Source organism: Pseudomonas sp. GW823-FHT04A03, assembly GCF_058796615.1.
In genome coordinates this window covers 199,656-212,050 of record NZ_JBXAIV010000005.1, presented here as the reverse complement: position 1 = coordinate 212,050, position 12,395 = coordinate 199,656, and the positions used below count along the sequence as shown (strand labels likewise).

At 61.9% G+C, this 12,395-nt stretch carries 10 protein-coding genes; 6 read left to right on the top strand and 4 right to left on the bottom strand.

Annotation, left to right across the window (positions count from 1 at the left end):
• The first annotated feature begins 80 nt into the window (after positions 1–80).
• The 5 genes from AC1Q9F_RS15850 to AC1Q9F_RS15830 all read left to right on the top strand — a co-directional run bounded on the left by AC1Q9F_RS15850 (position 81) and on the right by AC1Q9F_RS15830 (position 6,687).
• Positions 81–704: an FMN-binding negative transcriptional regulator gene (locus AC1Q9F_RS15850; protein ID WP_207984368.1), complete on the top strand. Its 624-nt coding sequence runs from the start codon at positions 81–83 to the stop codon at positions 702–704.
• A 10-nt stretch (positions 705–714) separates the two neighbouring features.
• Positions 715–1,161 (top strand): GNAT family N-acetyltransferase, encoded by a 447-nt coding sequence (locus AC1Q9F_RS15845; RefSeq protein WP_011336633.1) that lies wholly within the window; start codon positions 715–717, stop codon positions 1,159–1,161.
• A 12-nt stretch (positions 1,162–1,173) separates the two neighbouring features.
• Positions 1,174–1,845 (top strand): GNAT family N-acetyltransferase, encoded by a 672-nt coding sequence (locus AC1Q9F_RS15840; RefSeq protein WP_492620264.1) that lies wholly within the window; start codon positions 1,174–1,176, stop codon positions 1,843–1,845.
• A 220-nt stretch (positions 1,846–2,065) separates the two neighbouring features.
• The gene (locus AC1Q9F_RS15835; RefSeq protein WP_492620265.1) at positions 2,066–5,023 is read left to right on the top strand and encodes an autotransporter outer membrane beta-barrel domain-containing protein; all 2,958 of its coding nucleotides are present in this window, start codon (positions 2,066–2,068) and stop codon (positions 5,021–5,023) included.
• 200 nt (positions 5,024–5,223) lie between these two features.
• Complete coding sequence (locus AC1Q9F_RS15830; RefSeq protein WP_492620266.1) at positions 5,224–6,687, top strand: autotransporter outer membrane beta-barrel domain-containing protein; 1,464 nt, start codon at positions 5,224–5,226, stop codon at positions 6,685–6,687.
• 104 nt (positions 6,688–6,791) lie between these two features.
• On the opposite strand, the gene oadA is transcribed toward AC1Q9F_RS15830, so the two are convergent.
• Together oadA and AC1Q9F_RS15820 are read right to left on the bottom strand one after the other, a co-directional pair.
• Positions 6,792–8,600, bottom strand: a complete 1,809-nt coding sequence (oadA, locus tag AC1Q9F_RS15825) for a sodium-extruding oxaloacetate decarboxylase subunit alpha (RefSeq protein ID WP_007954260.1) — start codon at positions 8,598–8,600, stop codon at positions 6,792–6,794.
• An 11-nt stretch (positions 8,601–8,611) separates the two neighbouring features.
• The gene (locus AC1Q9F_RS15820; RefSeq protein WP_007954255.1) at positions 8,612–10,027 is read right to left on the bottom strand and encodes an acetyl-CoA carboxylase biotin carboxylase subunit; all 1,416 of its coding nucleotides are present in this window, start codon (positions 10,025–10,027) and stop codon (positions 8,612–8,614) included.
• 190 nt (positions 10,028–10,217) lie between these two features.
• Here AC1Q9F_RS15820 and AC1Q9F_RS15815 point away from each other — a divergent pair, with 190 nt between their 5' ends.
• Positions 10,218–11,180 carry a LysR family transcriptional regulator gene (locus AC1Q9F_RS15815; RefSeq protein WP_179693212.1) on the top strand — a complete coding sequence of 321 codons (963 nt, stop codon included), beginning with the start codon at positions 10,218–10,220 and terminating at the stop codon, positions 11,178–11,180.
• Here AC1Q9F_RS15815 and AC1Q9F_RS15810 read toward each other — a convergent pair.
• Both AC1Q9F_RS15810 and hexR read right to left on the bottom strand, forming a co-directional pair.
• The gene (locus AC1Q9F_RS15810) at positions 11,122–11,328 is read right to left on the bottom strand and encodes a PA3496 family putative envelope integrity protein (RefSeq protein ID WP_007954251.1); all 207 of its coding nucleotides are present in this window, start codon (positions 11,326–11,328) and stop codon (positions 11,122–11,124) included. The two genes, AC1Q9F_RS15815 and AC1Q9F_RS15810, sit on opposite strands and share 59 nt — an antisense overlap.
• Positions 11,329–11,436: 108 nt before the next feature.
• Positions 11,437–12,303, bottom strand: a complete 867-nt coding sequence (gene hexR, locus AC1Q9F_RS15805) for a transcriptional regulator HexR (protein ID WP_007954250.1) — start codon at positions 12,301–12,303, stop codon at positions 11,437–11,439.
• Positions 12,304–12,395: the final 92 nt, after the last annotated feature.

Sequence of the window (12,395 nt, the reverse complement as noted above, 5' to 3'; positions counted from 1 at the left end):
ATGAAATTGGTCATCAATGGCTCTTACAACAGACCAATAGCCTGCCTACGATGCAGGCATTCGCCAAGGAAATTTTCTCCATGTACACGCCCCGCGCTTTCGCCATCGACGACTTGCCCCAACTGCACGAACTGATCCTCGCCACCCGCCTCGCCATATTGGTCACCCATGGCGAACAAGGCTTGCAGGCCAGTCATGTGCCGGTGTTGCTGCATCGCGAACAAGGTCCGAACGGCACGCTGTACGGGCATCTGGCCAAGGCCAATCCGCAGTGGAAAGACCTGCGTGACGGCGCCGAAGCGATGGTGATTTTCCCCGGTGCCGATGCCTACGTCAGCCCGGGCTTTTACCCGAGCAAAGCCGAACACGGCAAAGTCGTGCCGACCTGGAACTACGTTGCCGTACACGCCTACGGTCATGCAGAAACCTTCAGCGATGGTGGTCGCCTGCTGGACATCGTCAGCACCCTCACCAATCGCCATGAGGCGGGCCGCGCCCAGCCCTGGTCGGTCGACGATGCCCCGGCCGATTACATCGACGGCATGCTCAAGGCCATCGTCGGGTTCGCCATTCCGATCGACCGGCTCGAAGGCAAGCGCAAGCTCAGCCAGAACCGTAGCGCCGAAGATATCGCCGGCGTGCGCGAAGGCCTGGCCGCCAGCCCCGACATCAACGATCAAACCCTCGCTCACTTGATGCGTTAAGGAAATCACCATGAGTCAGATCGACATCCGTCCGGTCAGCGCCGCCGATCACGCGGCGTGGCTGCCGCTGTGGCAGGCCTACCTGCGCTTCTACAACACCGAGTTGCCGGACGCCGTCAGCCAAAGCACCTGGCAGCGTTTTCTCGACCCGAACGAACCGACCCACGCCGCCCTCGCCTGGGCCGACGGCAAAGCGGTGGGCATGGTGCACTTCATCTACCATCGTTCGAACTGGAGCATCGAAAACTCCTGCTACCTGCAAGACCTGCTGGTGGAGCCGCAAACCCGTGGCACCGGCGTCGGTCGTCTGCTGATCGAACATGTGTACGCCACGGCCAAGGCCGACGGTTGCTGCAAGGTGCACTGGCTGACCCACGAAACCAACGCCACCGCGATCCAGCTCTACGAGCGCATCGCCGAGCGCCCGGGTTTCATCCAGTTTCGCAAAGCCATTTAAGGAGCCACGCGCATGACGATTTCTCTCGCCGACTGGAAAGGCGTGCCGCCGCCCTCCACCACCCTGATCGAAGGCCGCTTCATCCGCCTGGAAAAACTCGACCCGGCACGCCACGGCGACGACCTGTTCAATGCCCTGCAAGGCCCCGGCGCCGATCCAAAACTCTGGGATTACTTGCCCTACGGCCCGTTTCCGGAGCGCAGCGCCTTCAATGACTGGCTGAACAACCACGCCGCCCACAGCGACCCATATTTCTTCAGCGTCATCGACCGCGTCAGCGGCCAGGTGCAAGGCATCCTCAGCCTGATGTCGATTGTCCCGGCCCAAGGCCGTATCGAAATCGGCCACGTCACCTTTGGCGCCCCGATGCAGCGCTCGCCGAAAAGCACCGAGGCGGTCTACCTGCTGGCCAAGGAATCCTTCGCCCTCGGCTACCGCCGCCTCGAATGGAAATGCAACAACGGCAACGCCCGCTCCAAATACGCGGCCGAGCGGTTGGGCTTCAGCTTCGAAGGTGTGTTCCGCCAGCACATGGTTGTGAAAGGCCAGAACCGCGATACCGCGTGGTACTCGATTCTGGACTCGGAATGGCCGGCGATTGCGGCGGGGTTCGAACGCTGGTTGAGCGATGAGAATCAGACGGCGGATGGGCAGGTGAAGGGGTTGGTTGAGTGCCGCGGTTGAGCCAGTGAACGTAAAAGAGCGCAGCCTGTGGCATCTCATTCAAGCGATGTCCAAGGCTGCGATTTCGACTCTGCACCACCATCAGATCTGCAATGAATTGCAGACGAACGTCCAAATCTGAGGCCTGAACTGCAAAAGAATGCACATAGGCCGTACATCATTCTGTAAAAACCCTCCGCTATACAGAACGCCCCGCTTATAACAAAAAGGACGTTCTTCCATGCCCTTCCCGCCCCAGCGCCTGTCGTTTGCCATTGCCCTGCTGATCGCCACCAGTGCCGCCCACGGCAAGACCGTGCAGATCGACACCGCCACCACCGCGTCGCAGACATTGGGCGGTAACGACACGCTGACGATTTCGGCGCCGGGCAGCATCACCAACAGCGGCAAGGCTGTGAGCCTCAAGGACGGCACAAGCGGTGCAGGCGTGATCATCGACAATTCGGGGAAGATCATCTCCACGGGCGGCCGGGCCATCGACAGCAGCGGCGACCTGACCCAGGCACGCAACTACGCCATCTATAACCGCAGCGGCGGGCAGATTCTCGGCTCCAACGATGCGATTCGCATCGACAGCAACTTCGTCAGCGGCAGCCTGCTGATCGACAACAGCGGCACCATTCGCTCGACCACCGGCCAAGGCCTGGATCTGGATGCGTTGCGCAGCAACGGGGCCAAAACTACGATTATCAACCGCGCGGGCGGGCTGATTCGTGGCGATGCCAGCGACGGCATGAAAACCGGCGCCAACGCGACCATCAGCAACTACGGCGAGATCTCCACTGGCGACTCGCACAACGCCGATCAGAAGTTCGACGGCATCGATATCGACACCGCGACGGGTGTCAGCGTGACCAACTACGGCGTGATTTCCGGTGGTCGTCATGGCATCACCACCGACCTGGGGGCGACGCTGGTCAACTACGGGCAGATCACCGGGCGCAACGGCTCCGGTTTCGGTTCCGATGGCGACGGCACGGTGATCAACCACGGCATCATCACTGGCGCCTATTCCGGGTTGCAACCCAACGGCGACGGCGACGGTGTGGACATCGACAAGATCGCCCACATCGAAAACTACGGCACCATTCAGGGCGTCGGCGCCGGTGGTGTGGACAAGGGTGGTTTCGCCAATGGCAGCGAAGGCATTGCGCTGGGCGGCGGCTACATCCTCAACGCCAAAGACGCCCTGATCAGCGGTGCCAACAGCGCCATTCTGGTGGACGACGGCAGCGGCGGTTCGGGGCTGGCGGCCACCACGCTGGAGAACTTCGGCACCATCCAGGGTCTCGACGGTTTCGGCGTGAAATTCGTCGGTGAGTTCGCCGACAACGTGATCAACGGCGGCACCATCAGCGGCAGCAACGGCCTGGCGCTGGACCTGGGTGGCGGCAATGACAGCCTGACACTGCGCAACGGCAGCCGCTTTGTCGGCGTGGTCGATGGCGGCAGCGGTTATGACCGCGTAGTGATGGACGATGCGGCGGGCGGCAGCTTCGGTGCCAGCCGCAACTTTGAATGGCTGGAGGTCAAGCAAGGCGCCTGGACACTGACCGGCAGCGGCGACTTCAGCGACGGCGGTGCCGTGCGCAATGGTGCGACCCTGATTAACCAGGGCGGTATCGCCGGCAACCTGACCGTGGACGCCGGCGGTGTGTATGCCGGCGGTGGCTCGGTGGGCAACCTCAACGTCAATGGCACGTTGCGCACCGACACCCGCCTCGGCACCGCAACCATCGTGCACGACTTGAACATGGGCAGCGCATCCACCCTCGCCTATGGCGTCAACGCCGATGGCAGCAGCGCGCCGGTCCAGATCGGCGGCACGGCCAACCTCAACGGCGCAACGCTGGCGGTCAATCCCGGCAGCGGCACTTATCCGTGGCAGAGCCATTACACTGTGCTGCAGGCTGCGCGGGTCAACGGCACGTTCGGCGCGGTGACCAGTGACTACGCGTTCCTCACGCCGACCCTCGCTTACACACCGACTCAGGTCGATCTGACCTACACCCGCAATGACGTGGCGTTCAATGAATTCGCCGCCACCGGCAACGGCAGCAGCGCCGCCAACAGCCTGGCCTCGATCGGCAAGAACAATGCGCTGTACAACGCCTTGCTCAACACCACTCAAAGCAGTGCCGGTGCAGCCATCGAGCAACTGGCCGGCGCCAGCAATGCCAACCTGACCAGCGCCACCCTCGGCGCCAGCAGCCAGGTCGGCAGCAGCATGCTCTCGGCGATGCAGCAAATGGGTGGCAGTCCAGGCTTGAGGGTCGGCCTCGATCAGCGTGAGACACCGATCCTCGCCGCCAACGGCGTACCGTCCGAAGCGCGAAACCTGAATGATCCGAACGCCCGGGGCCGGCTCTGGCTGCAGGCCATCGGCGGCTACGGCAAACTGGATGGCGAACACGGCAGCAGCGGTCTGGAACAACGCACCAAGGGCAGCGTGCTCGGTGCCGACTGGGCACTCAATCCGCAGTGGCGTCTGGGCGTGCTCGGCGGCTATTCGAAGACCGACCTGGACGCCACCGGCGTCGACGGCAATGTCGAGAGCTGGCATGCCGGCGTTTATGCGCTGCATCAAAACGGCCCGCTGGCCCTGCGCCTGGGCGCGGCGTACAGCGGCCATCAGGGCGAAAGCAAGCGCACCATCGCGTTCAATGGTTTCAGCGATCGTCCCAAGGGCGATTACGACGCCGACAGCCAGCAAGCCTTCGCCGAACTCGGCTACGCCATGGGCACTGGCCGGCTGAGCGCCGAACCGTTCGCCAGCCTCGGCTACCAGCGCTATCACCGCGACCGCTATCAGGAAAAGGGCGGCGCGGCGGCGTTGCAGGTCGACAGCCAGACTCAGGACAACTTCAGCAGCACCTTCGGCCTGCGCCTGGCGCACCTCAGCTCGCTGGACAATGGCATGAGCCTGACCCCGCGCATGGCCGCCGGCTGGAAGCACACCTATGGCGATGTCAGCAGCTCGACCCGTCAGGCATTTGTGGTCGGCGGCACGGCGTTCAGCGTCGATGGCAGCTCGCTGGATCGAGACAGCCTGGTGCTGGAAGCGGGGCTGGATCTGGGCATTTCCGCGCGGCATACGTTGGGGCTGGGATACAGCGGCGAGATTGGCAGTAACAGCCGTAATCACGGATTGATCGGGCAGTGGCAGATGAGTTTTTGAAATTTCGCCAATCCGGATTTCAGCGGGAGTTGTAGGTAAAGGCGTCTGGTCGATCGGGTAATCATGGCGGGTTCATTACCTGCCAGCGCCCGGGCTACAAAAGCAGACGTCATCGCCTGCACACGGTTCGGAATTGCCCGGCATCGGTGGACCGGCATCGACTTTTACAGTTTGTTCTCTTTTCACATGAGACGAACTGAATGCCCATTCAATGCAAATACAAGCTCCAACATCTTGTCCTCGCGGTTGCGCTGGCAGTCGGTTGCGTAGAGTTTTCGCTGGCGGAGCAGTCGGAGCCCGACGCGCCCGTCGTGAACGAAGTGAAACCCAAGCCTGCGCGCAAGAAGAAAGAAACACCTGCTCCGCCCAGCCTCGCTCCAGAGCCACTGCTTGCAGAAAGTATCGCTCCGACGCCAGAAACATTTCCGGTCAGCACTGAGATTCCAGCTTCACCCCTTCCTGCACCCGATGACATTCCCGGCGAGAAAGTCGCCACGACGCAAAGCGGCAGCGCGCTCGAAGAAAGCCTGGAAAAGCCAGTGCCCTTACCGGAACCGGTTCTGGCCGAAACGCCCGCAGCACAACAAACCCAAGTGGTTGACCAGCCGCCAACGGACACCCCTTCACCACCGGGCAACGCAGCCGTTGCGGCCCTGCTCGCTGCCGACGAAACCACGGCTGCCCTCGCCCTCGATCAACTGGCCGGCGGCAGCAACGCCAACCTCGCCAAGGCCACCCTGAGCAGCGTCACACCAGTCAGCGCCAGCCTGCTGTCGGCCATGCACCAGCTCGATAACCTGCATGACAATCAACCAAACGCACCCCGCCACGCAGCCGGAAACGCCGAGAGCGGCAGGGTCTGGCTGCAGGCCCTCGGCCATAGCGGGAAACTGGATCGCGATGTAGAGCCCATGCAGCATTCCACCAAAGGGTTGCTGCTCGGTGCGGACTGGCGCCTCGACGAAGAATGGCGACTGGGCTTGATGGGCGGCACCTCCGACACGCGCATGGACAGCAAGGAACTGGACGGCGACCTCGACAGTTGGCACCTCGGCGCCTACGCCTTGCGCCAGACCGGCCCGTTATCACTTCGGTTCGGCGCAGCCTGGAGCAACCATGAAGGCAGTACCCGCCGCGAAGTCGCGTTCGGCCGCTTCCATGACCGACTGAAAGGCAACTACCAGGCCACTACCCAGCAAGCGTTCATCGAGTCGGGATACAACCTGGGTCGGGCCAACGTCAGCATCGAGCCATTTGCCAGCCTCGGTTACCAACGCTACCAGCGCGACGGCTACACCGAAAAAGGCGGAGCGGCGGCGCTCAAGGTTCACGCTCAATCCCAAGGCAACTTCAACACCACCGTCGGCCTGCGCATGGCGAAAGTCAGCACGCTGGATAACGGCATGCGCCTCACGCCACGACTCAGCGCGGGGTGGAAACACGTTTATGGCGAGACCTACACCAGCACCCGGCAACGTCTGGTCACCGGCGGCCATGACTACACCGTTTACGGCGCAGAGCTGGATCGCAACAGCCTGACGCTGGATACCGGGCTTGATCTGGCCGTCTCGGCCAATCACACACTCGGTGTTGGCTTGTCGGGTGAGATCGGTACCGACAGCCGAAACCACGGCGTATCGGGGCAGTGGCGAATGGCGTTCTGAGTCCGAACGGGCTGCTGCCGCAAGTTGCGGCAGCACTTTGAGAGCAAAAAAAAGGGGAGCACATGCTCCCCCGAGGTTTAAAGCGTTGTATCGAGGCCGTTATCTCAACCTTCGATCTCGATCAGGATTTCGCCCGGGTTCACCCGGTCGCCCTTGGCAACGTGGATGGCGGTGACCTTGCCGGCAATCGCCGCCTGGACTTCGGTCTCCATCTTCATCGCTTCGGTGATCAGCACGGCCTGGCCGGCCTTGACGGTGTCGCCTTCCTTGACCAGCACATCGACGATGTTGCCCGGCATGGTGGTGCTGACGTGACCCGGTGCAGAGGCTTGCTTACGCTTGCTGCTGCCGCCGCCGACGAATTCGTTGAGCGGTTCGAACACCACTTCTTCCGGCATGCCGTCGATGGACAGGTAGAAGTGACGCTTGCCTTCGGCCTTCACGCCGACACCGGTGATGTCCACACGGTAGGTTTCGCCGTGGACGTCGATGACGAACTCGGTCGGTACGCCTTCGCCACCGGCCGAAGCCACCTTGCCCGCTTCCGGGATCGGCAGCAGCACTTCCGGGGTGAGGGTGCCGGCGGCACGCTCTTCGAGGAACTTGCGACCGATGTCCGGGAACATGGCGAAGGTCAGCACGTCTTCTTCGGACTTGGCCAGTGCGCCGATATCGGCACGCAGTTTGGTCATTTCCGGCTTGAGCAGATCGGCCGGACGTACGTCGATCACCTCTTCACTGCCGATGGCCTGACGACGCAGCTTCTCGTTCACGGTGCCCGGCGCCTTGCCGTAGCCGCCTTGCAGGTAGAGCTTCACCTCGTTGGTGATGGTTTTGTAACGCTCGCCGGCCAGCACGTTGAAGAACGCCTGGGTGCCGACGATCTGCGAAGTCGGGGTCACCAGCGGCGGGAAGCCGAGGTCTTCACGTACGCGCGGGATCTCCGCCAGCACTTCGCCCATGCGGTTGAGAGCGCCCTGCTCTTTCAACTGGTTGGCCAGGTTGGAAATCATTCCGCCCGGCACCTGGTTGACTTGAACACGGGTGTCGACGGCGGTGAATTCGCTTTCGAACTGGTGGTACTTCTTGCGCACGGCGTAGAAGTACAGGCCGATTTCCTGCAGCAGCTCCAGGTTCAGACCGGTATCGAACTCGGTGCCCTTGAGCGCAGCGACCATGGATTCGGTGCCAGGGTGACTGGTGCCCGAAGCGAAGCTGGAGATCGCGGTGTCGATGTGGTCGGCACCGTTTTCAATGGCCTTGAGCTGGCACATGGTTGCCAGGCCGGCGGTGTCGTGGGAGTGGATGAACACTGGCAGCGACTGCTCGGCTTTCAGTGCACGCACCAGCTCACCGGTCGCGTACGGGGTCAGCAGGCCGGCCATGTCCTTGATCGCCACCGAGTCGCAACCCATGGCTTCCATTTGCTTGGCCTGAGCGACGAACGCGTCGATGGTGTGCACCGGGCTGGTGGTGTAGGCGATGGTGCCCTGGGCGTGCTTGCCGGCAGCCTTCACCGCTTCGATCGCCACGCGCAGGTTACGCACGTCGTTCATCGCGTCGAAGATGCGGAACACGTCGATGCCGTTGACCGCGGCCTTGGCGACGAACGCTTTGACCACGTCATCGCTGTAATGGCGATAGCCCAACAGATTCTGGCCGCGCAGGAGCATCTGCAGACGGGTGTTGGGCAGCGCGGCGCGCAGTTGGCGCAGACGCTCCCATGGGTCTTCCTTCAGGAAACGCACGCAGGCGTCGAAGGTCGCGCCGCCCCAGCATTCCAGCGACCAGTAGCCGACTTTGTCGAGCTTGTCGCAGATCGGCAGCATGTCTTCGGTGCGCATGCGGGTGGCAAGCAGCGATTGGTGAGCGTCGCGCAGGATGGTGTCGGTTACGAAAATCTTTTTAGTCATTGTTCTATTCCTCACAGGCCTGCGTGGGCGGCGATGGCGGCGGCGATGGCCAGGGCCAGCTCTTCGGGTTTGCGCTTGATCGAGTAGTTGGTCAGTTCAGGGTGGCTTTCAACGAAGCTGGTATTGAACTGGCCGCTACGGAATTCCGGGTTGCGCAGGATTTCCTGGTAATACGCGGCGGTGGTCTTCACGCCTTGCAGACGCATGTCGTCGAGGGCGCGCAGACCACGGTCCATCGCCTCTTCCCAGGTCAGCGCCCAGACCACCAGTTTCAGGCACATCGAGTCATAGAACGGCGGAATGGTGTAGCCGGTGTAGATCGCCGTGTCGGTGCGCACGCCAGGGCCGCCGGGGGCGTAGTAGCGCGTGATCTTGCCGAAGCTCGGCAGGAAGTTGTTTTTCGGGTCTTCGGCGTTGATCCGGAATTGCAGGGCAAAACCGCGATGCTGAATGTCTTCCTGTTTCACCGACAGCGGCAGGCCGGAGGCGATGCGAATCTGTTCGCGGACGATGTCGATCCCGGTGATTTCTTCGGTGATGGTGTGTTCCACCTGCACCCGGGTGTTCATCTCCATGAAGTACACCTCGCCCTCGGCGAGCAGGAACTCCACGGTGCCGGCGTTCTCGTAGCCCACGGCCTTGGCCGCACGCACCGACAGGTCGCCGATGTAGGCGCGCTGTTCCGGGGTCAGTTGCGGGCTCGGGGCGATTTCGATCAGCTTCTGGTTGCGACGCTGGATCGAGCAGTCACGTTCGAACAGATGCACGACGTTGCCGAAGCTGTCGCCGAGGATCTGCGCTTCGATGTGTTTCGGATTGACGATACATTTTTCCAGGAACACTTCCGCCGAACCGAAGGCCTTGGTGGCTTCGGAAATCACTCGAGGGAAGTTCTGTTCGAGTTCTTCGCGGCTGTTGCAGCGACGGATACCGCGACCGCCGCCACCGGAAGTGGCCTTGAGCATCACCGGGTAACCGATGCGGTCGCCCTCGCTCAATGCTTCCTCGATGCCCGAGACGTTGCCTTCGGTGCCCGGCGTGACCGGCACACCGGCCTTGATCATGCTGCGGCGCGCTTCGGTCTTGTCGCCCATGCGGCGGATGACTTCCGCCGACGGGCCAATGAATTTGATACCGCGTTCGGCGCAGATGTCTGCCAGCTCGGCGTTTTCCGAGAGGAAACCGTAGCCGGGGTGCAGTGCATCGCAGCCGGTTTCCACGGCCAGGTTCACCAGCTTGCGCGGGTTCAGGTAACCGGCCAGCGGCTCGGCACCAATGCTGTGGGCCTCGTCCGCACGCTTCACATGCAAGGCATGCCGGTCGGCGTCGGAGTAGATCGCGACCGAGCGGATGCCCATCTCGGCGCAGGCACGCACGATTCGTACGGCAATCTCACCACGGTTGGCGATCAGGATCTTTGTTATCACTTGGAGGTTCCCTTGAGCCGGTGGCACCACGACCTGCTAGACCCAGGTCGGCACGTGACCAAATGTTTCAATCTGGTCTCGGCTCCACACTAGCGCTGACAAGGGATTAACAAAAATGAATAAAAATTGGGTCAGGCATAAGTAAAGACTTATAGTCAGCGCATCAGTCCGCGGCCAGAGTCGGTAGAAAATGCGTAAGTCCTTGATGCGTATGACATTACGTCAATTGCAGATCTTCAACGAAGTGTGTGATTTACGCTCCTACAGCCGCGCCGCCGAGGAAATGTCGCTCACACAACCGGCCGTCAGCCTACAGATTCGTCAGCTCGAAGAGCTGATCGGGCAGCCATTATTCGATTACGTGGGCAAAAAACTCTACATGACCGAAGCGGCGGAAGCACTTCAGCGCGCCAGCCGGGACATTTTTGGCCGGCTGGAAAACCTCGACATGCAGCTGTCGGACATGCAGGGCTCGCTGCAGGGCCAGTTGAAGCTGGCGGTGGAATCCAGCGCCAAATACTTCGTGCCGCACCTGTTCGCAGCGTTCAAGCGCCAGCACCCGGAAGTGAACCTGCAACTGACGGTGGTCAACCGTGGCCAGGTGATTCGCCGCCTCTCCGACAACCGCGACGATCTGGTGATCATGTCGATGGTGCCGCAGGACATGGGCCTGGAGTTCCTGCCGTTTCTGAACAACCCTATCGTCGCCGTGGCACGTCCGGATCATCCGCTGGCACACATGGGCCCGCTGCGCTTGCAGGATCTTGAACCGTACACCCTGCTGATCCGCGAACCCGGTTCGGGTACACGACTGGCCTGCGAAGAGTATTTCAAGGAGAAGCGCGTGCACTTCACCCAGACCCAGGAAGTGTCGTCGGCCGAGGCCCAGCGTGAATGCGTGGTGGCGGGTCTGGGCCTGGCGCTGTTGACGCGCCACGCCCTGAACCTGGAGCTGGCGACCGGCGGCCTGGTGGAGCTGCCGGTCGAAGAGTTGCCGCTGTTTCGCAGCTGGTGCCTGGTGCAAGCTAAAGCCAAGCGGCTGTCACCGGTGGCCCACGCCTTCCTGGCGTTTATCCGCAGCGAACGGGTGCAGATCAGCGCGCTGGTTGAGCGCTTCGACGGGAAGCTGCCGGCGCTGCCTGCCAGTGATTGATGTCCTCGGGAAAATCGCCGATTTCGGCCTGAAGCTGGCGGAGTTCGAAGCGATCTTCGATAGCGCGGCGAAACTCCATGCGGCGCTGGTCTTCCTGCTGACGACGGGTTTTCGCGGCGCTGTTGCGTTCTTCGTAAGGCTGAGCCATTTCGAGTCTCCCAAGGCGATTACGGGAGTTTCACGATAGGCCCGGGGGATGACGGTTTGGCTTCGTCAGGGTTACAGGCAGATGAAGATTGCCGTCACCCGACGACAATCAGTCATCCAGCGCTTTCACCGACTTTGGCGACAGCCGCAAGCTGCGCAGGCTGCGCTTGACGCTCTTGAGGTGGTTGACCAGGCTCGGCCCGCGCGCCATGGCCACGCCCATCGCCAGTACGTCGATCACCACCAGGTGGGCGATACGCGAGGTTAGCGGTGTATAGATTTCGGTGTCTTCGTGAACGTCGATCGCCAGGTTGACGGTCGACAGCTCAGCCAGCGGTGTCTGGCTCGGGCACAAGGTAATGAGCGACGCACCACTCTCGCGAACGAGGTTGGCGGTGATCAGCAGGTCTTTGGAGCGGCCGGACTGGGAAATGCAGATCGCCACGTCGGTGGGCTTCAGCGTCACCGCCGACATCGCCTGCATGTGCGGGTCGGAATACGCCGCCGCCGTCAGCAGCAGACGAAAGAACTTGTGCTGCGCATCCGCCGCCACCGCGCCCGACGCACCAAAACCGTAGAACTCGACACGCTGGGCCTGGGACATCAGCGTCACCGCCCGTTGCAGCTCCAGAGGATCGAGCTTTTCGCGAACCTCCATCAGCGTGTGCAACGTAGTGTCGAAAATCTTCAGGCTGTAGTCGGCGACGGAGTCGTCTTCATGGATCGCGAACTGTCCGAAGCTGGCGCCGGCCGCGAGGCTTTGCGCAAGCTTGAGCTTCAGATCCTGGAAACCGGAACAACCGATGGCCCGGCAGAAGCGCACGATGGTCGGCTCGCTGATGCCGACGCTGTGAGCCAGGTCGGCCATGGAACTGTGCATCACTGCCGCAGGGTCAAGCAGCACGTGGTCGGCGACCTTGAGCTCCGACTTGCGTAACAGGTGACGTGACTGGGCGATGTGTTGCAGCAGATTCAAGGGGCTGGACTCTTGTTATGGAAAGATGTGCTTTGGCCAGATGCCGGGGATGTAGCAAGCTTGTAGTTATACTACATGAATCGGCTTTTTGC

What these genes read in the sequence shown, in the direction of transcription:
- AC1Q9F_RS15850 (WP_207984368.1), top strand. Translation starts at nt 81, where the DNA reads ATGTACACGCCCCGCGCTTTCGCCATCGACGACTTGCCCCAACTGCAC.
- AC1Q9F_RS15810 (WP_007954251.1), bottom strand. Translation starts at nt 11,328, where the DNA reads ATGGCTCAGCCTTACGAAGAACGCAACAGCGCCGCGAAAACCCGTCGT.
- AC1Q9F_RS15845 (WP_011336633.1), top strand. Translation starts at nt 715, where the DNA reads ATGAGTCAGATCGACATCCGTCCGGTCAGCGCCGCCGATCACGCGGCG.
- AC1Q9F_RS15830 (WP_492620266.1), top strand. Translation starts at nt 5,224, where the DNA reads ATGCCCATTCAATGCAAATACAAGCTCCAACATCTTGTCCTCGCGGTT.
- AC1Q9F_RS15840 (WP_492620264.1), top strand. Translation starts at nt 1,174, where the DNA reads ATGACGATTTCTCTCGCCGACTGGAAAGGCGTGCCGCCGCCCTCCACC.
- oadA (WP_007954260.1), bottom strand. Translation starts at nt 8,600, where the DNA reads ATGACTAAAAAGATTTTCGTAACCGACACCATCCTGCGCGACGCTCAC.
- AC1Q9F_RS15835 (WP_492620265.1), top strand. Translation starts at nt 2,066, where the DNA reads ATGCCCTTCCCGCCCCAGCGCCTGTCGTTTGCCATTGCCCTGCTGATC.
- AC1Q9F_RS15815 (WP_179693212.1), top strand. Translation starts at nt 10,218, where the DNA reads ATGCGTAAGTCCTTGATGCGTATGACATTACGTCAATTGCAGATCTTC.